Annotated in this window: 18 protein-coding genes and 2 tRNA genes; 3 read left to right on the forward strand and 17 right to left on the reverse strand. The window is 65.7% G+C overall.

Going from position 1 to position 21004, the window contains the following annotated elements:
• Positions 1-423 precede the first annotated feature (423 nt).
• Genes AC5JLE_RS17035 through AC5JLE_RS17045 form a run of 3 tightly spaced genes read left to right on the forward strand, consistent with a single transcriptional unit; the run spans position 424 to position 2553 of the window.
• The gene (locus AC5JLE_RS17035; protein WP_005410439.1) at positions 424-720 is read left to right on the forward strand and encodes a hypothetical protein; all 297 of its coding nucleotides are present in this window, start codon (positions 424-426) and stop codon (positions 718-720) included.
• On the forward strand, positions 720-983 hold the full coding sequence (locus tag AC5JLE_RS17040) for a hypothetical protein (RefSeq protein WP_032957460.1): 264 nt from the start codon (positions 720-722) through the stop codon (positions 981-983). Before AC5JLE_RS17035 ends, AC5JLE_RS17040 begins: the two co-directional genes overlap by 1 nt.
• A gap of 10 nt (positions 984-993) precedes the next feature.
• A complete protein-coding gene (locus tag AC5JLE_RS17045) occupies positions 994-2553 on the forward strand; it encodes a PepSY-associated TM helix domain-containing protein (protein ID WP_053495090.1) in 1560 nt (519 codons plus the stop codon).
• A 24-nt stretch (positions 2554-2577) separates the two neighbouring features.
• On the opposite strand, the gene AC5JLE_RS17050 is transcribed toward AC5JLE_RS17045, so the two are convergent.
• The 17 genes from AC5JLE_RS17050 to nuoI all read right to left on the reverse strand — a co-directional run bounded on the left by AC5JLE_RS17050 (position 2578) and on the right by nuoI (position 21004).
• On the reverse strand, positions 2578-2982 hold the full coding sequence (locus AC5JLE_RS17050; protein WP_032957457.1) for a VOC family protein: 405 nt from the start codon (positions 2980-2982) through the stop codon (positions 2578-2580).
• Positions 2983-3079: 97 nt separating this feature from the next.
• The gene (locus AC5JLE_RS17055) at positions 3080-4270 is read right to left on the reverse strand and encodes a glycosyl hydrolase family 18 protein (RefSeq protein WP_197561160.1); all 1191 of its coding nucleotides are present in this window, start codon (positions 4268-4270) and stop codon (positions 3080-3082) included.
• 287 nt (positions 4271-4557) lie between these two features.
• Positions 4558-6666: a polyribonucleotide nucleotidyltransferase gene (gene pnp / locus AC5JLE_RS17060; protein ID WP_049405012.1), complete on the reverse strand. Its 2109-nt coding sequence runs from the start codon at positions 6664-6666 to the stop codon at positions 4558-4560.
• A 151-nt stretch (positions 6667-6817) separates the two neighbouring features.
• Positions 6818-7078, reverse strand: a complete 261-nt coding sequence (gene rpsO / locus AC5JLE_RS17065) for a 30S ribosomal protein S15 (protein ID WP_005417886.1) — start codon at positions 7076-7078, stop codon at positions 6818-6820.
• 173 nt (positions 7079-7251) lie between these two features.
• Positions 7252-8160, reverse strand: coding sequence for a tRNA pseudouridine(55) synthase TruB (gene truB / locus AC5JLE_RS17070; protein WP_014647857.1), 909 nt, complete (start codon positions 8158-8160; stop codon positions 7252-7254).
• Positions 8161-8267: 107 nt separating this feature from the next.
• Positions 8268-8651: a 30S ribosome-binding factor RbfA gene (gene rbfA / locus AC5JLE_RS17075; RefSeq protein ID WP_005410447.1), complete on the reverse strand. Its 384-nt coding sequence runs from the start codon at positions 8649-8651 to the stop codon at positions 8268-8270.
• A 132-nt stretch (positions 8652-8783) separates the two neighbouring features.
• Positions 8784-11429, reverse strand: a complete 2646-nt coding sequence (gene infB, locus AC5JLE_RS17080; protein WP_014647858.1) for a translation initiation factor IF-2 — start codon at positions 11427-11429, stop codon at positions 8784-8786.
• A 92-nt stretch (positions 11430-11521) separates the two neighbouring features.
• Positions 11522-13033, reverse strand: coding sequence for a transcription termination factor NusA (nusA, locus tag AC5JLE_RS17085; RefSeq protein ID WP_014647859.1), 1512 nt, complete (start codon positions 13031-13033; stop codon positions 11522-11524).
• 4 nt (positions 13034-13037) lie between these two features.
• Positions 13038-13628 carry a ribosome maturation factor RimP gene (gene rimP, locus AC5JLE_RS17090; protein ID WP_014647860.1) on the reverse strand — a complete coding sequence of 197 codons (591 nt, stop codon included), beginning with the start codon at positions 13626-13628 and terminating at the stop codon, positions 13038-13040.
• A 366-nt stretch (positions 13629-13994) separates the two neighbouring features.
• Positions 13995-14071, reverse strand: a tRNA-Met gene (locus AC5JLE_RS17095).
• A gap of 82 nt (positions 14072-14153) precedes the next feature.
• Positions 14154-14230 (reverse strand) — tRNA-Met (locus AC5JLE_RS17100).
• A gap of 127 nt (positions 14231-14357) precedes the next feature.
• Positions 14358-15818: an NADH-quinone oxidoreductase subunit NuoN gene (nuoN, locus tag AC5JLE_RS17105; RefSeq protein ID WP_262217045.1), complete on the reverse strand. Its 1461-nt coding sequence runs from the start codon at positions 15816-15818 to the stop codon at positions 14358-14360.
• A 15-nt stretch (positions 15819-15833) separates the two neighbouring features.
• Positions 15834-17342 (reverse strand): NADH-quinone oxidoreductase subunit M, encoded by a 1509-nt coding sequence (locus AC5JLE_RS17110; RefSeq protein ID WP_019660580.1) that lies wholly within the window; start codon positions 17340-17342, stop codon positions 15834-15836.
• A gap of 23 nt (positions 17343-17365) precedes the next feature.
• Complete coding sequence (gene nuoL, locus AC5JLE_RS17115; RefSeq protein WP_262217047.1) at positions 17366-19540, reverse strand: NADH-quinone oxidoreductase subunit L; 2175 nt, start codon at positions 19538-19540, stop codon at positions 17366-17368.
• Between the two features lie 7 nt (positions 19541-19547).
• Positions 19548-19853: an NADH-quinone oxidoreductase subunit NuoK gene (nuoK, locus tag AC5JLE_RS17120; RefSeq protein ID WP_005417921.1), complete on the reverse strand. Its 306-nt coding sequence runs from the start codon at positions 19851-19853 to the stop codon at positions 19548-19550.
• Positions 19850-20506, reverse strand: coding sequence for an NADH-quinone oxidoreductase subunit J (locus tag AC5JLE_RS17125; protein ID WP_014647864.1), 657 nt, complete (start codon positions 20504-20506; stop codon positions 19850-19852). The genes nuoK and AC5JLE_RS17125 overlap by 4 nt, the downstream gene beginning before the upstream one ends.
• A gap of 9 nt (positions 20507-20515) precedes the next feature.
• Positions 20516-21004, reverse strand: coding sequence for an NADH-quinone oxidoreductase subunit NuoI (gene nuoI / locus AC5JLE_RS17130; RefSeq protein ID WP_005410456.1), 489 nt, complete (start codon positions 21002-21004; stop codon positions 20516-20518).

The raw sequence follows: 21004 nt of genomic DNA on the forward strand, positions 1-21004 counted from the left end.
GGCTTCGTGCGGGGCCCGCTGGGCGGGCTGGAAAGCGTTCCCGGGCCATTGCCCGGGCAATAAAAAAGCGCCGCGAGGGCGCCTGGAACACAGGGCCTTCGGGGGCAGGTCAACAGTGGGCGGTGGTAGTGCTCATGTCGCACGCTCGGCCGGCGCTGGGCGCGGGCCACCTTGTTCCAGTCAGGGTTCTGCGACGATCTTAAACCAGCACACCGGAAAGCCCAAGGCCTACCGTACGGTCCGCTGAATGGTCCTCGCTGGCGGCGTGAAAACGCAATGATTACCATGTCCGCGCAGCCCGCCCCGTGCCAGCCTGCCCGCTTCCCCCCAGGACCTCGTGATGCGCCACCCGCTCCGACCGGCTCCCGCCGGCCCCGCCCGTGCCCCGCGTTCGCTGGCCCGCTGCCATGGCGGCCGCCCGCAATGATCACCGTCGGCCTTTCCACGCTGGGCTTCTGCAGCCTGGGCATGCTGGCGGCGATGTTCTCGGCACTGGCCTTCTATGCCGCCTCGCCGCACTGCCGCTGGCCCCGCCTGCGCCGCGCCGGCCGCCTCGGCCGCCAGATCGGCCTGGTCGCCGCCGCGGCCGCATTGTGGCTGTGGATGGCCGAACTCGGCTTTGCCGCTGGCCTGGTGGCGATGCTGTGCACCTGGATGCTGGCCGCGATGCTGCTGCCGGCACTGGCCGCCTGGCATCGCCCGGGCACGGAGTCGCCCTGATGTGGCCGCGCGCCTTCGCCGGCATCGTGGCCGGCTTCTTGCTGGCCGCGGCCGCGACCGGGCTGGTGACGTGGTTGCCGCCGGGCCCCTGGCAGAACGCGCTGGTGCCCAGCCTGATCACGTTCATCCCGCTGTGGATGCTGGCTGCCCTGTGGGCGTTCAGCTTCCGCAGCGCGCTGCGCGCCTGGGTGACACTGGCCGGCAGCGCTGCGGCCGGCTTCGCCGTGCTGACGCTGCTGCGCCTGACCGGCGCGGTGCAATGAGACTCACCCCATGAAGTTCAGCTCGCAGACCCTGCGTACGTTCACCACCCTGCACACCTGGGTCGGCCTGGTTGCCGGCTTCGGCCTGTTCGTGGCCTTCTACGCGGGTGCGCTGACCCTGTTCCACCACGACCTGCCGCTGTGGCAGACGCCCGGTGCAGCCACCGCGTTACCGGCGGGCCTGGACGACGCGCAGTACCTGCTGGAAGACGTGCTGGCGGCACACCCGGAGGCCCGCCGCCACGTCGGCATGACGTTCCCCGGCGCCGAACATCCGCAACCCCTGGCCTACTGGCAGGCCGACGACGGCAGCTGGCGCTATGCCTGGCCGGGCCAGATCGCCGGCAGCCCGACGCCGCCACAGACCGGGCTGGCCGAACTGGTCAACGAACTGCACTACAGCCTCGGCCTGCCGGTGGCCGGCATCTACGTGATGGGCATCGTCAGCCTGCTGTATGGCATGGCGCTGCTGAGCGGCCTGGTGATCCACCTGCCGAAGCTGTTCGGCGACCTGTTCGCGCTGCGTCCGGGCCGCAACCTGAAACAACTGTGGCAGGACGCGCACAACGTGATCGGCGTGCTCAGCCTGCCCTTCCACCTGATGTTCGCGGTCACTGGCGCCCTGCTCTGCCTGGTGTTCGTGCAGATGGCCCTGCTCAATCCACTGATCTACGACGGCAAGGCCCTGCAGGCGGTACCGACTGCAATGGACACCGCGCCGGTGCGCGACGCCAGTGGCATCCCGGCACCGCCGGGCAGCCTGCGCCTGCTGCATGCGCGCGCGCTTGAAGTAGCCCGCGCACAGGGCGTGGCCAACTTCGAGCCGGCCTACCTGAAGCTGGCCAACGCCGGCGATGCCAACGCCACGATCGAGATCACGGGCGAATCCACCGGCACACTCGGGCCGCTCGGTTCGGTGGCCCTGGACGTGGCCACCGGCAACGTCCTGGCCTCCCAGCTGCCGGGCCAGCGCGATGCCAACCACGCCACGCTCAGCGCCGCCTATGCCCTGCACTTCGGCGAGTTCGGCAACGGCGTGGTGGTCTGGCTGTACTTCCTGCTCGGCCTCGGCGGTGCGTTCCTGTTCTACTCCGGCAACCTGTTGTGGATCGAGTCGCGGCGCAAGCGTCGCCAGCCGCAACAGCCACGCGCCGGGGTGAACATGGCGCGGGCCACGGTCGGCGTGTGCATCGGCCTGTGCGTGGCGATCTCGGTCGCTTTCATCACCGCGCTGGTGCTGGAGCGGTTGGCACCGTCGGCGGTCGACCACGGCATCCGCTGGGCCTGCTTCGGCAGCTGGGCAGCCTGTGCGCTGTGGGCTGCACTGCGCCGCCCCGCGCAGGCGGCGCGCGAGCTGCTGTGGGCCGCAGCGCTCAGCACTGCACTGGTGCCGGTCCTGCACGGCGCACTCAATGGTGACTGGCTGTGGCGCGCCGCCGCGCGTGGCCATTGGCCGCTGTTCTGGGTCGATGCCATCGCGCTGGCCATGGCCTTCGGCTTCGCTCGCCTGGCCGTCGCCAGCCAGCGCCGCGCCCGCAACGGCGACCCCAACAGCGTCTGGGCCAACTGAGTCTTCGCCGGGCATGGCCCGGCGCTACCGCTGCGGGTGTTCTTCGCCCGGGTAACGACTCACTTCGATCAGGTTGCCATCCGGGTCGCGGAAGTACACCGATTCGATCGGTCCCAGCGCACCGGTACGTGTGGCCGGCCCCTCCTCCACCACGATGGCCTGCGCCTGCAGGTGCGCCAGCACATCGACCATTGCCGTATGCGTGACCAGGCACAGATCGGCACTGCCCGGCGTGGGTCGCAGCGCATGCGGCTGCAGTGGCGCGCTGGCCGGATGCAGGTTGATCTTCTGCTGGCCGAACTGCAGCGCGGTACGGCCAGCGCCGAAGCGCACGACCTGCATGCCGAGCACGCGCTGGTAGAAGTCACAGCTGCGTTCGATGTCGGCCACGGTGAGGACCAGGTGGTCCAGGCGTTCGAGATGGATCATGCCCAAAGCGTAGCGCCGCCGGCGTCGTCGCAATGTGCGGTGTCGGGTCGATGGCGTTGCCGCCTGGCGCCGTGCATGGCCCGGCGCCATCAGTGACTCAATCGCCGATGCGCGCCTTCTGCCACGGGCCGAGCATCGCGTTGAGCAGGCTGGCCTGCTCGTCGTCGCCGGTCAGCTCCCACATGAACACCCCGGCCAGGCCCTGCTCGCGGGCGAACCGGGCACGCAGGCCGATCGAGCGCGGGTCTTCATAGCTGATGAAGATCTTCTGCACGGCGTTGTACAGCCACGGGCTCTGCGCCTGCGGCTGCCAGTGCCTCACCCAACCCGGCTGGTCGAGATAGCGCGCCTTGATCACCCGCCAGTCGCCGGCGTCGGCCGGTGCGCTGTAGGGCTGATACAGGCCATCCGGCGCATCGCCGGTGACCTTGAAGCCGCGCCCATAGAACGGCACGCCCAGCACCAGCTTGTCGGCCGGCACACCGTGCTCGCGGTAGTACTGCACCGCGCCGGCCACGTTGTTCCAGCGCCGCAGCTCCGGCGCCAGCGGATCGGCCGGCACTTCATGCAGGGGCGCATTGAAGGTCGACACCGATGAGAAGCCGGTGCCCATGTCGTAGCTCATCAGGTTGATGAAATCGAACACCTTGGCCAGCGCCGGCAGGTCGTAGCTCGCCGCCGGATCATAGGGGCCATCGGTCTGCAGGCGACCGGCGGCCAGCGCGGCGGTCAGCAGCATTGGCTGCCCCACCTTGCGCCCGTGCGCGTCGAGTGCCACGCGGAACGCCTGCGCGAGCCTGGTCAGGTTGGCGCGATCCTGCGGGCGATGCGCCAGCTCCTTCGGCCCGCCACTGACCGGGAACTCCCAGTCGATATCCACGCCATCGAAGCTGCCAGCATGGTGATCGAAGAACAGTGCCATGCATGAGTCCACCAGGCGCTTGCGGCTGGCCTCGGTCAACGCTGCATCGGAGAACCCACCCGCACCCCAGCCACCGATCGAAATCAGCGTGTGCAGGTGCGGATGCGCCTTCTTGAGCTCGGCCAGCGCGGCGAAGTTCTTCGGCGCTTCCGCGCCGACCGCGCAGCGGCCGTCCTCGATGGTGGAGAACGCATAGAACAGATGGGTCAGGCGCTCGGCGGGAATGCTCGACACCGGATAGCGCTCGGCCGAGCCGCCGGGGTAGTAGGCACCGAAGATCGGCGGCGGCGCCGGCGCGGCGCGCGCAGCGATGGGCACGGCACCGGCAATCAGCACGGCAAGGACGGCCACGGTCTGGCGGAACATGGGATCTCCCGGTTCGAAGGCGCCGCCACGTTAGCAAACCGATGTGGCTGTGGGACGGTTGTCGCGGCATGTCGTCCCGTGGACAGCCGTGATCCGCGCAACCGTGACAGAACGATGGCCACGTGGCGGCGCTCACGCACTGCAGCAGGACATGCAGCGACCTGGATGAGCGGCACTGCATGACATCAAGGCAAAGAAAAAGCGGGCCGAAGCCCGCTTTTTCAATTCAGCGATTCCAGAAGCGTGTCAACCAAGGTTGACACCTACCGTAATCGACCGGAGGTCGATTACTCGGCGCTGGCGGCGTCGCCTTCTTCCACGGCCTTCATCGACAGGCGGATACGGCCCTGCTTGTCGACTTCCAGCACCTTGACCTTGACCACATCGCCTTCCTTCAGCACGTCGCCGACCTTCTCGACGCGATCGCTGGAGATCTGCGACACGTGGACCAGACCGTCCTTGCCCGGCAGGATCGTGACGAACGCACCGAAGTCCATGATCTTGGCGACCTTGCCTTCGTAGATGCGGCCCGGCTCGACGTCCGAGGTGATCTGCTCGATGCGGGCCTTGGCGGCCTGGGCAGCGATGGCATTGACCGAAGCGATGACGATGGTGCCGTCATCCTGGATGTCGATCTGGGTGCCGGTTTCCTTGGTGATGGCCTGGATGGTCGAGCCACCCTTGCCGATCACTTCGCGGATCTTGTCCGGGTGGATCTTGATGGTCAGCAGGCGCGGCGCGTAGTCCGACAGCTCTTCACGCGGAGCGGTCAGGCCGTGGGCCATTTCGCCCAGGATGTGCAGACGACCAGCCTTGGCCTGCTGCAGAGCCTGCTTCATGATCTCTTCGGTGATGCCTTCGATCTTGATGTCCATCTGCAGGGCGGAAATGCCCTCAGCGGTACCGGCCACCTTGAAGTCCATGTCGCCCAGGTGATCTTCGTCACCCAGGATGTCGGACAGGACGACGAAGCGCTCGCCTTCCTTGACCAGGCCCATGGCGATACCGGCCACCGGCGCCTTCACCGGCACGCCGGCGTCCATCAGGGCCAGCGACGAGCCGCAGACCGATGCCATCGACGAGGAACCGTTCGACTCGGTGATTTCCGAGACGACGCGGATGGTGTACGGGAAGGATTCCAGCGACGGCATGACAGCCAGCACGCCGCGCTTGGCCAGGCGACCGTGGCCGATTTCGCGGCGCTTCGGGCCCATCATGCGGCCGCACTCACCCACCGAGAACGGAGGGAAGTTGTAGTGGAACAGGAAGTTTTCCTTGTACTCACCGGCAACGGCGTCAATGACCTGGCCGTCACGGGCGGTGCCCAGGGTGATGGTCACGATGGCCTGGGTTTCGCCACGGGTGAACAGCGAGGAACCGTGGGTACGCGGCAGCACGCCGGTCTTCACGGTGATCGGGCGGACGGTGTCCAGCGCACGACCGTCGATACGGACCTTGGTGTCCAGCACCGAGTCACGCATGGTGCGGTATTCCAGTTCGCCGAATTCCTTCGACAGCTCGGCCGGGTTCCAGCCTTCAGCGGCCACGCGGCCAGCCAGGGCTTCGAACACGTCCTTCTTGATCGCCGAGATGGCGTCGCGGCGCTGCAGCTTGTCACGCACCTGGAAGGCTTCGCCCAGGCGCGGGCCGATGGCTTCCTTCAGGGCGGAGATCAGCGCTTCGTTCTTGGCCGGGGCTTCCCAGGTCGACGGCTTGGTGCCGGCTTCGACGGTCAGCTCGTTGATCGCGTTGATGACCTTCTGCATTTCGCGGTGACCGAAGGTCACGGCGCCCAGCATCACTTCTTCGGACAGCAGCGCGGCTTCGGATTCAACCATCAGCACGGCGTTGGAGGTACCGGCGACGACCAGCTCCAGCTGCGAGTCAGCCAGTTCGCTGACGGTCGGGTTCAGGATGTACTCGCCGTTCTTGTAACCGACCTTGGCCGCGCCGATCGGACCCATGAACGGGGTGCCAGCCAGGGCCAGGGCAGCCGAAGCACCGATCAGGGCCGGGATGTCACCGTCCACGTCCGGGTTCAGCGACATCACCGTGGCGATGATCTGCACTTCGTTCTTGTAGTCTTCCGGGAACAGCGGGCGGATCGGACGGTCGATCAGACGCGAGATCAGGGTTTCCTTCTCGGTCGCACGGCCTTCGCGCTTGAAGAAACCACCCGGGATACGGCCGCCGGCGTAGAACTTTTCCTGATAATCGACGGTCAGCGGGAAGAAGTCCTGGCCTTCGCGCGCGCTCTTGGCGGCGACGGCGGTGACCAGCAGTACGGTGTCGTCCATCTTGACGATGACGGCGCCGCTGGCCTGACGGGCGACTTCGCCGGTCTCAAGCGTGACGGTGTGCTTGCCGTACTGGAAGGTTTTGGTGATTTTTGCCACGGAGGGTGTCCTTGGGGATGCTGTCTGCGAATTTGGACCGTCGGCGACCCTTGCCGCCAGCGGGTGGCCGGATCGTTCCGGCCTGAATCGGGGATTGCGGTACTACAAAACAAAACCGCGGCGCATCGCTGCGCCGCGGGGGATTCGTTGCTTAGCGACGCAGGCCAAGCTTCTCGATCAGGGCCTTGTAGCGCTCGACGTCCTTCTTCTTCAGGTAGTCGAGCAGGCTGCGACGGCGGTTGACCATCTGCAGCAGGCCGCGGCGGCTGTGGTGGTCCTTCTTGTGGGTCTTGAAGTGGCCGGTCAGCAGTTCGATGCGGGCGGTCAGCAGTGCAACCTGGACTTCCGGGGAGCCGGTGTCAGCCGCGCTGCGCTTGTTGTCTTCAATGACCTTCTGGGTGTCGATCGACATTTCTTTTTTCTCTGTGATGCGTGGCCGGCAGGAACGCGCTTCGCGCACCGCCAGGCTCGCCGTGGACTACGAGGATGAAACCTGCGCGAGGCAGGTTGCCGGAAAACGGCCGCGAAATTGTAACGGCCGGGGGCGTCCGGGACAAGGACCGGGACTGAACCGGCAGGCCCCGGTCAGAGGTTGAAACGGCGCTGCGGGGCCAGCAGGCCACTCTCGTCGACCTGGCCCAGGCCCTGGACAGCATCGTCCGGACCGAACACGGCCACCAGGCCGCGCGGCCAGGACAGGTCGCGCTGGCGCTGGCCCACGCAGAACCGGTGGGCCTGGTCGGCGTCCAGGTCGACCCTCGGGTATTCAGCCAGGCCGGCCGCCAGCGGCAGCAGCAACGCGTCCATGCCAGCCTCGTCACCGGCCTCGACCATCGCCCGCAGCTGGTCCAGGGTGACCATGGCAGGCTCGCGGAACGGCTCGACCCAGAGCCGGCGCAGCGCGCTGATGTGGGCGCCACAGCCCAGGCGTTCGCCGAGGTCGCGGGCCAGGCTGCGGATATAGGTGCCGGAACCACAGGTCACGCGCAGCCGCAGCCGTTCCGGCTGCTGCTCCAGCACCTCGATGGCGTGTACCTGCACCTCGCGCTCGGGCGCTTCGATGACGTCACCGCGGCGGGCCTTCACATACAGCGGTTCACCGCCCTGCTTCAGCGCCGAATAGATCGGGGCACGCTGGCGGATGGTGCCGGTCAGCGGCGCCAGCGCAGCCTGCAGGGCCTGGGCACTGATCGCCGGCACCGGGCGCTGCAGCAGTACCTGGCCTTCGGCATCGTCGGTATCGGTGGTCTGGCCGAGCACGATCTCGGCGTCGTAGGCCTTGGCCGAACCCAGCAGCAGGCCGGCGATCTTGGTCGCCTCGCCGAAACACAGCGGCAGCAGGCCGGTGGCCAGCGGGTCGAGGCTGCCGGTATGGCCGCCCTTCTCGGCGCGGAACAGGCGGCGCGCCACCTGCAGGGCGGCGTTGGAGCTCATGCCGGTCGACTTGTCGAGCAGCAGGATGCCATCCAGGCGACGGAACTGAATTCGGGTCATGACAGGAAAGTGTTGAGACGGGCCATGCTCGGCTGCCGCAGCGCGGCCTGCATCAGACATCGCGCAGCCGGAATGCAGCAACGCCGGGCATGCCCGGCGTCGCGCGGTTATTCTTCGTCGCTCTCGCGACGCTTCTCGGCGGCCAGCGTGTCGGGCAGGTCGCGCAGGATGTTGTCGATGTGCTCACCACGGTCGACCGAGTCATCGTAGTGGAAATGCAGCTCCGGCACGTGGCGCAGCTTCATCGCGCGGGCCAGGTCCATGCGCAGGCGGTAGCCCAGTTCCTTCAGGCCGGCCACGGCTTCAGCCGAACGTTCCGGCATCAGCGCGGTGACGAACACCTTGGCATGGGCCATGTCGCGGGTGATTTCCACGTCGGACACGCTCACCGAGGGCAACCCGTGCTCGCGCACGGCGTTGTGCACCAGGGTGCCGAGTTCACGGCGCAGCTGGGCGGAGACACGGTCGGTTCGATGGAAAGTCTTGGGCACGAGGAGCTCTTGGTTCAGTTGTCGTCCGACCAACGGTCGGGCACTACCTTTGATTCGATTGTCGCCCGACCAACGGTCGGGCGCTACAGGTACATGGTGGGGCCCGACCGTTGGCCGGGCCACCTTGCAGCATTACAGGGTGCGCGGCACTTCGATACGTTCGAAGCACTCGATCTGGTCACCCGGCTTGACGTCGTTGTAGGCCTTCACCGCGATACCGCATTCGGTACCGTTGCGGACTTCCTCGACGTTCTCCTTGAAGCGACGCAGCGATTCCAGCTCGCCCTCGAAGATCACCACGCTGTCGCGCAGGACGCGGATCGGCTTGTTGCGCTTGACCACACCCTCGATGACCATGCAGCCGGCGACGGCACCCAGCTTCGAGCTGCGGAAGACGTCGCGGACCTCGGCGATACCGATGATCTCTTCGCGGATCTCCACGCCCAGCAGACCGGAGGCCACCTGCTTCACCTGGTCGATCACGTCATAGATGATCGAGAAGTAACGCAGGTCGACACCATTGGATTCGATGATGCGACGGGCCGAAGCGTCCGCACGCACGTTGAAGCCGATGACGGTGGCCTTCGAAGCGGCGGCCGAGTTGGCGTCCGACTCGGTGATGCCACCCACGCCGGAGTGGATCACGTTGATGCGGATGTCTTCGTTGGACAGCGCGACCAGTGCCTGGCTCAGCGCCTGCACCGAACCCTGCACGTCGGCCTTGATGACCAGGTTGAGGACCTGCTGGCCCTCGCCCTTGCCCAGGGTCGCCATGATGTCTTCCATGCGGCTGCCAGCGGTGGCCACCAGGCGCGATTCACGGCGCTTGGTCTCGCGCTGCTGGGCAACGTCCTTGGCCAGGCGCTCGTCCTCGACGACCACGAAGTCGTCACCAGCTTCCGGCACGCCGGACAGGCCCAGGACCTGCACCGGGATGGACGGGCCGGCGAACTCCGGCTGCTTGCCGGTTTCGTCGAACAGCGCACGCACGCGGCCGTACTGGATGCCGCACACCAGGTAGTCGCCCTTCTTCAGGCGGCCCTGCTGCACCAGCACCGTCGCGACCGGGCCGCGGCCCTTGTCCAGCGACGATTCGATCACCACGCCCGAGGCGCGTCCTTCATCGACCGCCTTCAGTTCCAGCAGTTCGGCCTGGATCGAGATGGCGTCCAGCAGGTCGTCGATGCCCAGGCCGGTCTTGGCCGAGATCTCCACCATCTGGGTGTCACCACCGAAGTCTTCGGCCACGACCTGCTCGGACAGCAGTTCGTTCTTGACCCGCATCGGATCCGCGTCGGACTTGTCGATCTTGTTGATCGCCACGATCAGCGGCACACCCGCCGAACGGGCGTGCTGGATCGCTTCCTTGGTCTGCGGCATGACGCCGTCATCGGCGGCCACGACCAGCACCACGATGTCGGTCAGCTTGGCGCCGCGCGCACGCATCGAGGTGAAGGCGGCGTGGCCCGGGGTGTCCAGGAAGCTGATCACGCCCTTCGGCGTATCGACGTGGTAAGCGCCGATGTGCTGGGTGATGCCACCCGCTTCGCCGGTGGCGACCTTGGTGCGGCGGATGTAATCCAGCAGCGAGGTCTTGCCGTGGTCGACGTGGCCCATGATGGTGACCACCGGCGGACGCTGGGTGGCTTCGCCCTGGTTTTCACCGGTCGAGGCCAGCAGTGCGTCTTCGGCGTCGTTGTCGTTGGCGCGGATCGCCTTGTGGCCGAGTTCTTCGGTCACCAGCGCGGCGGTGTCGTGGTCGATGGACTGGGTGATGGTCGCCATCACGCCCATCTTGAACAGCGCCTTGACCACCTCGCCGCCCTTCAGCGCCAGCTTCTGCGCCAGGTCGGCCACGGTGATGGTGTCGCCGATCGCCACTTCACGCACCACCGGTGCAGTCGGACGCTCGAAGGCGTGCGGGCCGGCATTGTTGCCACCGCGCGACATGTCGCGACGGCCACCGGCCTGGTTGCGCCCGCCCGGACGACCCCGGGTGTTGCTGTTGTTGCTGTTGCCACGACGCGCACGGTCGGCGGCCGACAGGTGCATCTGGCCAGCGAAACGGTCACCCGGGCCACGCTCGTTGCGCGGCGCGCTGCGGTTGTTGCGGTCGTCGTTGCGCGGCGGCGGCGGTGCACCACGCGGCGCAGCCGGGGCTGCGGCCGGGGTGCGCGGCGGGCGCGGCGCGGTTTCATCGATCGGAGCACGCTTGGGCTTGCTGGCAGCCAGCGTCTCGGCCGCCTTGGCGGCAGCCGCAGCTTCCTCGGCAGCCTTCTTCTCGGCCTCGGCGCGTTCCTTGGCGGCGGCCTCTTCCTCACGGGCACGGACGATGGCTTCGTCGCGCAGACGATCCTTCTCGGCCAGGGCCTGCTGTTCGGCAAGGTTGCGGGCACGCGACTCTTCCAGCTTGCGCAGGATGTCGGCGCGCTCTTCGTCCGGGGTCATGGCGCGAGCACCATCCTTGACGTAGGTACGCTTCTGGCGCACCTCGACATTCACGGTCGTCTTGCTGCGACCGGAATTGACCGTCACTTCCTGCTGCTTCCGGCGGTTGAGCGTGATCTTCTTCGCAGACTGATCGGTCTCTTCCGGGGCCTGCTCGGGCTTGCCGTGCGAACGACGAAGGAAGCCCAGGAGCTTCACCTTCTCGGAGCTGGTCACGACCTGGTCGGGACCGCTGAACTTCATGCCGGCACCGGCCAGCTGTTCCAGCAGTTTTTCGACCGGCGTGTTGACCAGTTCGGCAAGCTTGCGGATGGTGGTTTGCTGCGACATTCGGATCCTATGATCTTGTGGGCGCCCCCCCGCATGTGGAGGTGGCGCGGATTCTACGCCCTGAGCGGCTCAGGGCCCTGTTCATTGCCGGCTCATTCGCCGCGTTCCAGTCGGGCGATCTCCTCGGCACGGGCGGCCAGGATCAGCGCAGCGGCGCGCGCCTGATCCAGTCCTTCGATGCCGAAGTCCATGACCTCGTCGGCGGCCAGGTCGGACAGATCCTCGCTGGTACGCACGCCGTGGCCGGCCAGCGCGTATGCGGTGGCTTCGTCCATGCCCTTCAGGGACAGCAGGTCCTGCGCCGGCTGGCCGTCTTCAAGGCCTTCCTCGACTGCCAGGGCCTCATTGAGCAGCGCATCGCGGGCACGAGCGCGCAGCTCTTCGACGATGTCCTCGTCGAAACCTTCCACGGCCAGCAGTTCGCCGACCGGGACATATGCGATTTCCTCGACGGTGCCGAAGCCTTCGCTGACCAGGATGCCGGCGATTTCCTCGTCCACTTCCAGCTTGTCCATGAACAGCTGGCGGGCCGCAGCCTGCTCGGCTTCCGACTTGGCGGTGACCTGGTCCTGGGTCATCACGTTGAGCTGCCAGCCGGTCAGGCGGCTGGCCAGGCGCACGTTCTGGCCGCCCTTGCCGATCGCCTGGGCCAGGCGGTCTTCGGCAACGGCCAGGTCCATCGAGTGCTTGTCTTCATCGACGATGATCGACTGCACTTCGGCCGGCGCCATCGCGTTGATGACGAAGTTGGCGGGGTTGTCGTTCCACAGCACGATGTCCACGCGCTCGCCATTGAGCTCGTTGGACACGGCCTGCACGCGCGAACCGCGCATGCCGATGCAGGCGCCGATCGGATCGGTGCGCTGGTCGTGGGCCAGCACGGCGATCTTGGCGCGGTCGCCCGGGTCACGTGCACAGGCCTTGATTTCCACCAGGCCCTGGCCGACTTCCGGCACTTCCAGCTTGAACAGCTCGATCATGAATTCCGGGGCGGCACGGCTGATGAACAGCTGCGGGCCACGCGGCTCCGAGCGCACTTCGGCCAGGTAGCCGCGCACGCGGTCACCGGCGCGCAGCACGTCGCGCGGGATGCCCTTGTCCTTCGGGATGAAGCCTTCGGCGTTGCCACCGAGGTCGACATAGATGTTGCCGCGCTCGGCGCGCTTGACCACGCCAGTGATCAGCTCACCCACGCGATCCTTCCACGCATCCACGACCTGCTGGCGCTCGGCTTCGCGCACGCGCTGGACGATGACCTGCTTGGCGGCCTGGGCAGCGATGCGGCCGAAATCCGGGTTCTCGATCTGCTCTTCGATGTAGTCGCCGACCTCGACGCCTTCGGCTTCATCGACGGCATCCATCAGGCGGATCTGGCGGTCCGGCGATTCCATGACCACGTCATCGGCCACCACTTCCCAGCGGCGGAAGGTTTCGTAGCTGCCGTCCTTGTGGTCGATGACCACGCGGGTCAGCACTTCCTCGTCGGGATAGCGCTTCTTCGCTGCCGAGGCCAGGGCGGCCTCGATGGCATCGAAGATCACTTCACGCGGCACGCCCTTCTCGTTGGCGACTGCGTCGACTACCAGCAACAGTTCCTTGCTCATTGGCTCACTCCGCGCGCGGCTTCTTTGCCGCCGGCTCGTTGGAAGAAGAATTCGTGTTCGGCTTCGGACGCTTCGGTGCCGGACCGGTCGGCTTGCTCGGGGCCAGCCCCAGCGCCACCCAGTCGGGCATGATCCGTGCCTTGTCGATGTTGTCGGCCGACACGACCACTTCGGCCTTGTCGACGATGAAAGTGATGGTCCCCGCCGCCTCGTCGGTCGCCTCGATACGACCCTGCAGGCGACGACGGTTGTCCTGCGGCAGCTTCAGCGTGACCTTGGCCGATTCGCCGAGGTGACGGCCGAACTGCTCCAGGCTGAACAGAGGACGGTCGACGCCCGGCGAGGACACTTCCAGCGTGTAATTGCCGCTGATCGGGTCCTCGACGTCCAGCTGCGCCGACACTTCGCGGCTGACCCGCTCGCAGTCGTCGACATTGATGATGCGCTCGGGCTGTTCAGCCAGCGGCACGTCGATGTAAAGGCGCAGGGTCGCACCGCCGGGGGCCGGCAGATACTCAACGCCCAGCAGCTCCAGGCCCAGCGACACAACGGTCGGGGCGAGCAGATTCGCGATGTCGGTTGCCTTGTCGCTCACAGCCTGCCTTGATCTCTATGGTTGGGTGCCGGCCTTGGCCGGCGTGGAAACGTGACGCCCCGGAAACGACAAAGGGCCCGTTGGGCCCCTTTTCCGGAAAGACTCCGGTGACTGGATTCCGGTTGCAACCTGCATTGCCTGCCGGTTGCGGCCCTCCTTCCGGGTCCGGACTCCCGCTGGGAGGCCGCCTTCAGGGGTACTGCTAGGCCGCTGATGATAGCGACTGCACCGCGCTGGTGCAAGGTGCGGACCCGGGTCAGATCCCTTTTCCCGTGGATAAGGGATCTGACCCCGATCACGCAGAAACAACGCAGGCCCCAAAGAAAAACGCCCTCGAAGCAGGACTTCGAAGGCGATCTCTTTACTTGGTAGCGGGGGCAGGATTTGAACCTGCGACCTTCGGGTTATGAGCCCGACGAGCTGCCAGACTGCTCCACCCCGCATCAGAAGCGGAATCATGAGGCATTGCTGCGAAAAATGCAAGCTTTCCCTCATTCATCGAACCGGTTGGCGCCGATCCGACGTTGGTAGCGGGGGCAGGATTTGAACCTGCGACCTTCGGGTTATGAGCCCGACGAGCTGCCAGACTGCTCCACCCCGCACCGGAAGTGTTTGAACTGCTGCCCTGCTCTTTCGAGGAGGACTACCGCAACGATGTTCTGGCTGAACCGCTGCAGTGACAACTCAGGCTGCGCATATTACACGAATCGCGCAGCTTTGTGTCAACTTTCATGCAAGATGCGCAAATGCCTGCTGGCACCAGACCATGATCGGGTTCCAGGCCAGGCCCAGCGCGAGCAGCGCCAGGGCATTCACGCCCAGCACCACGCCCAGCACGCGGTCGTTTCTGCGCGGCATGGCCTCGCCCACCGGCTCATCGAAGTACATGACCTTGATGACGCGCAGGTAGTAGAAGCAGCCGACCACGGCGCACAGCACGCCGAGGATGGCCAGCCACAGCAGGCCGCCGTTGACGGCCGCGCCCAGCACCGCCAGCTTGGTCCAGAAGCCCAGGAACGGCGGGATGCCGGCCAGCGACGCCATGATGCACAGCACCAGGCCGGCCATCCACGGGTTGCGGGCGTTCAGGCCCTTGAAGTCCTCGATGTTCTCGGCTTCAAAGCCGGCACGCGACAGCGCGATGATCGCGCCGAAGGCGGCGGTGGACATGATCGCGTAGGCCAGCGCGTAGAACAGCGCGGCGGCGTAGCCCTGCGAACCGCCACCGGCGATGCCCATCAGCAGGAAGCCGATGTGCGAGACGGTGGAGAACGCCAGCATGCGCTTGAGGTTGCTCTGCGCGATGGCCATCAGGTTGCCGATGACCAGCGATACCGCGGCCAGGCCGGCAATCAGCAGCTGCAGTTCGGTCGACAGCGGACCCACGCCCATTTCCAGCAGGCGGTAGGCCATGCCGAACGCGGCCAGCTTCGGCGCCGAGCTGATGAACAGTGCGATCGGTGCCGGGGCACCCTGGTACACGTCCGGCAGCCACATGTGGAACGGCGCGGCACCCAGCTTGAAGGCGACGCCGGCGATCATGAACACCGCACCGGTGATCAGCAGCACGCGCTCTTCCGAGTGCGGGATGGCCTCGCGGATCACATCCAGGTGCAGGCTGCCGGTGGCGCCGTAGATCAGCGACATGCCGTAGAGCAGCAGGCCCGAGGCCAGCGAACCCAGCACGATGTACTTCATCGCCGCTTCCGACGCCAGGCCGCTTTCGCGGTTGCTGGCGACCAGGGCGTAGGAGCACAGCGCCAGCAGTTCCAGGCCCAGGTAGACCATCAGCAGGCTGCCGGCCGAGACCAGGATCATCATGCCGGCGGTGCCGAACAGGATCAGCACCGGGATCTCGCCCTGGAACAGGTCGCGATCACGCAGGTAGCGCCAGCCGTAGACCAGGGTCAGGCCGCTGAGCAGCACGATCCCGGTCTTCATCACGTCCGCGGCGGTATCGCGCACGAACATGCCATGGAAGACCTCCCCCTGCCCGCCCACGCCGGTGGCCAGCATGAACAGCACCACGGCCAGCGCAGCGAGCGAGAACAGGTGGGTGACGATCTTGTTCCGGTTGCTGACGAACAGGTCGAGGATCATCAGGGCGAAGGCACTGCCGATCAGCACCAGCTCGGGAGCGAGCGGTGGCAGGTCAGCGGCGGTCAATGGCAGCAGCGGCGAGGTGGTCATCATCAAATCCTGGAATTACAGCAGCTTGCTGGATGCGATCTGCATCGCCAGCTTCGCGATCGAGGGCTCCATCAGGTCGGTCAGCGGCTTGGGGTAGATGCCCAGGGCCAGCACGCCGATGGCGAACACGCCCAGCACCAGCCATTCGCGGCCGTTGATGTCCTTCAGTTCGGCAACATGGCTGTTGGCCACTTCACCGAAGAAGATGCGCTTGTACAGCCACAGGGTGTAGGCGGCGCCGATGATCAAGGTGGTGGCCGCGCCCAGGGCGATCCACGGATTACGCTGGAAGGCCGAGAGGATGACCATGAACTCGCCAACGAAACCGCTGGTACCCGGCAGGCCCGCGTTGGCCATGAAGAACAGCATCGCGAAGGTGGCGAACCACGGCATCACGTTGACCACGCCGCCGTAATCGGCGATGCGGCGGCTGTGCATGCGGTCGTACAGCACGCCGACGCAGGAGAACATCGCGCCGGACACGAAGCCGTGCGAGATCATCTGCACCATGGCGCCCTGCAGGCCCAGGCGGGCGGCATCGGCGTTGCCGGCTTCGCGCACCAGCCACAGGGCGATGAAGGTGCCCAGGGTGACAAAGCCCATGTGCGCGATCGACGAATAGGCGATCAGCTTCTTCATGTCGTCCTGCACCAGGGCGACCAGGCCGACGTAGATCACCGCGATCAGCGACAGTGCGATCACCAGCCAGGCCCACTCCTGCGACGCGTCCGGGACGATCGGCAGGTTGAAGCGCAGGAAGCCGTAGCCACCGATCTTCAGGGCGATCGCGGCCAGGATCACCGAACCGGCGGTCGGCGCTTCCACGTGGGCGTCCGGCAGCCAGGTGTGGACCGGGAACATCGGCACCTTGACCGCGAAGGCGATCAGGAAGGCGAAGAAGATCCAGGTCTGCTCCTTGGCCGACAGCGGCAGCGCGTACAGGTCGGCCAGCTGGAAGCTGCCGCCCTTCATGTACAGGTAGATCAGCGCCACCAGCATCAGCACCGAGCCGAGGAAGGTGTACAGGAAGAACTTCAGCGCGGCGTAGATGCGGCGCGGACCGCCCCAGACACCGATGATCAGGAACATCGGGATCAGCATCGCTTCGAAGAACACGTAGAACAGCATCGCGTCCGTCGCGGCGAAGATGCCGACGGTGACACCTTCCAGGATCAGGAAGGCCGCCACGTACTGGTTCACGCGCTTGTCGATGGCGCTCCAGGCGCCGATCAGGGCAAGCACGCTGACCAGGGTGGTCAGCAGGATCAGCGCCACGGCAATGCCGTCCACGCCCAGGTTGTAGCCGATCTTGTACGCCGGGATCCAGGCATGGGTCTCGACGAACTGCAGACCATCGACGCCTGCGTTGTAGCCGCTCAGCAGCGAGAGGCTCGCCACGAAGGTCAGCACCGCTACGCCCAGCGACGCCCAGCGGGCGGTCTGCGCATCACGGATCGCAAGGATCAGGGCACCACCGATGATCGGCAGCCAGATGAGGACACTGAGTAGAGGCCAGTTCGACACGTCTTCTTATTCCGTACAGGTCATCAACGCAGGTAATGCATCAGCACGCCCAGCAGGGCAATCAGGCCGATGATCATCGCGAAGGCGTAGTGATAGAGGAAACCGGATTGGGTACGACGCAGCACGCCGGCTGCGACGTCCACAACACGTGCCGAGAGATTGACCACGCCGTCGACGATGTTGCTGTCGATCCAGCGCGAGACCTTGCCCAGCTTGACGCTGCCACCGGCAAAGCCATCGATCCACAGCTTGTCGAAGCCGTACTTGTTTTCAAGCACCGACACCAGCGGAGCAAAGGTCTTGCGGGCCTTGCCCGACAGGTCCGGCTTCCACAGGTAGAACAGTGCGGCCAGCAGGAAGCCCGCAACGGTCAGCATGAACGCCGGAGCCATCATGCCATGCAGCGCGAAGGCGACCGGGCCATGGAACTCCTCACCCAGGAAGCCGATGGTGTTCTTGGCCGGATCGTAGAAGTCGACGATGCCGGTGAAGAACGTGTGCGCCTGGCCCTTGATGGCATCGTGCGGGTGGTTGCCGGCCCAGTCGGTGCCGTACAGCATCGGGCCGATGCTGAAGAAACCGATGGCGATCGACGGGATGGCCAGCAGGATCAGCGGCAGGGTCACCACCCACGGGGTTTCGTGCGGCTCGTGCGGGCCGTGGCCATGGCCGTGGTCGTCGTGGCCATCACCATGGTGTGCATCGCCGTGGTGGGCGTCGGCGGCGTGGTGATCGTCATGGCCGTGGCCGTGATCGTCATGCGCGTCGCGGAAACGCTCCTTGCCGTGGAAGGTCAGGAACAGCAGGCGGAAGCTGTAGAAGCTGGTGACGATCACGCCACCCAGCACCGCCCAGTAGCCATAGGTGGCCACCCAGCTGTTGGACAGGTGCGCGTGCAGCTCGGCCGCCTCGATGATGGTGTCCTTCGAGTAGAAGCCGGAGAAGAACGGCGTGCCGACCAGCGCCAGGGTACCGATCCACATGGTGATGAAGGTGATCGGCATGTACTTGCGCAGGCCGCCCATCTTGCGCATGTCCTGCTCGTGGTGCATCGCGATGATGACCGAGCCGGCGCCCAGGAACAGCAGGGCCTTGAAGAAGGCGTGGGTCATCAGGTGGAACACGGCAGCCGAATAGGCCGACACGCCCAGTGCAACCGTCATGTAGCCCAGCTGCGACAGGGTCGAGTACGCGACCACGCGCTTGATGTCGTTCTGCACGATGCCGATCAGGCCAGTGAAGAACGCGGTGGTGGCGCCGATGAACAGCACGAAGTTCAGCGCGGTCTGCGACAGCTCGAACAGCGGCGACATGCGGGTGACCATGAAGATACCGGCGGTCACCATCGTCGCGGCGTGGATCAGTGCCGAGATCGGGGTCGGGCCTTCCATCGAGTCCGGCAGCCACACGTGCAGCGGGACCTGGGCCGACTTGCCCATGGCACCGATGAACAGGCAGATGCAGATGACGGTGGCGATCGACCAGATCACCGGCTCGTTCAGCAGCTGCATGCCCAGCAGCGTGCCGTCCCAGATCTGCAGCTGGGCGCGCGGGTCGGCCAGCATGCCGGCCTGCGAGAACACCTGCGAGTAGTCCAGGGTGCCGAACACCCACAGCACGCCGGCGATGCCCAGCAGGAAGCCGAAGTCACCGACGCGGTTGACCAGGAACGCCTTCATGTTGGCGAAGATCGCGGTCGGGCGCTTGAACCAGAAGCCGATCAGCAGGTACGACACCAGGCCCACCGCTTCCCAGCCGAAGAACAGCTGCAGGAAGTTGTTGCTCATCACCAGGGTGAGCATCGAGAAGGTGAACAGCGAGATGTAGCTGAAGAACCGCTGGTAGCCCGGATCGTCCTGCATGTAGCCGATCGTGTAGATGTGGACCAGCAGCGACACGAAGGTCACCACCACCATCATCATCGCGGTCAGCTTGTCGACCATGAAGCCGACGTGGGCCGAGTACTGGCCGACTTCGAAGAACGTGTAGATGTTCTGGTTGAACGGCTGCGCCCCGCCCCACAGCAGCTGGTAGAGCGTATACATCGACAGGCCGCAGGCCACCGCGACGCCGAGGATGGTGATGGTCTGCGCGCCGAAGCGCTTGACCTGGCGACCGAACAGGCCGGCGATGATGCTGCCGAACAGCGGTGCGAGCACCACTGCGATCAACAGACTCTTGGAGAGAGTGATTTCCATCTGTGGATCAGCCCTTCAACGAATCGACTTCGCCGACATTGATCGTGCGGCGTGTACGGAACAGGGTCACCAGGATCGCCAGGCCGATGGCGGCTTCCGCGGCGGCGACGGTCAGGATGAAGAACACGAACAGCTGGCCGGACGGATCGCCCAGCTGACGCGAGAAGCCGACGAAATTGATGTTCACCGACAGCAGCATCAGCTCGATCGACATCAGCAGGACGATGACGTTCTTCCGGTTGAGGAAGATACCGGCCAGGCTGATGGCGAACAGCACCGCGCCCAGCGCGAGGATATGGCCAAGGGTGATCACGGCTGGGTCTCCTCGCCGGCGACCGGCTTGCTGTTGCTGTGCACGACCGGTGCTTCGGCACCCATCTTGACCATGCGCAGGCGCTGGCCGGCCTTGACCATGGTCTGCTGGCCCGGGTTCTGGCTCTTCACGCCGGTACGGCGACGCAGGGTCAGCATCACGGCGGCAACCACGGCCACGGTCAGGATGACGGCGGCGAACTCGAACGGCAGCAGGTACTCGGTGAACAGCGTGCGTGCCAGCCAGGTGATGTTGGAGCTGTCGGCGGCGACCGCAGCGGCGTTGTCGGCCGGGAACGGCGTGACCGAACGCGCCTTGACCCCGATCAGGATCAGCATCTGCGCCAGCATCGCGACCGCGACAATCAGGCCAACCGGCAGGTAGCGCACCCAGCCCTCACGCAGCTTGGTGGGGTCGATGTCCAGCATCATCACCACGAACAGGAACAGCACCATCACCGCACCGACGTAGACCAGCACCAGCGCCACACCGAGGAACTCGGCGCCCACCAGCAGCCACACGCAGGCGATGGAGAAGAAGGTCAGCACCAGGCAGAGCACGGCGTGAACAGGGTTGCGCACGCTGATCACCGCACCGGCCGAAACCGTTGCCGCGATGGCGAACACCCAGAAAGCGATATTTACCCAATCCATCTCTCGACCTCAGCGGTAAGCGGCATCGGCGGCGCGACGCTCGGCGATCTCGTTTTCGAGACGGTCGCCCAGGGCCAGCAGCTGCGGCTTGGTAACGATGTTTTCGCCACGATTCTCGAAGTGGTACTCGAGGATGTGGGTTTCGACGATCGAGTCCACCGGGCAGCTTTCCTCACAGAAGCCACAGAAGATGCACTTGAACAGGTCGATGTCATAACGCGTGGTGCGGCGGGTGCCGTCCTCGCGCTTGGCCGAGTCGATGGTGATGGCCAGCGCCGGGCACACCGCTTCGCACAGCTTGCAGGCGATGCAGCGCTCTTCGCCGTTGGGATAACGGCGCAGCGCATGCAGGCCACGGAAGCGCGGCGACTGCGGGAACTTCTCCATCGGGTACATCATCGTGTACTTCGGCTTGAAGCTGTACTTCAGCGTCAGCCAGAGGCCCGCCAGCAGTTCGAGCAGCAGCAGGCTCTTGAAGTAATGGGTAATCCTGTTCAT

The organism is Stenotrophomonas sp., from assembly GCF_059505245.1.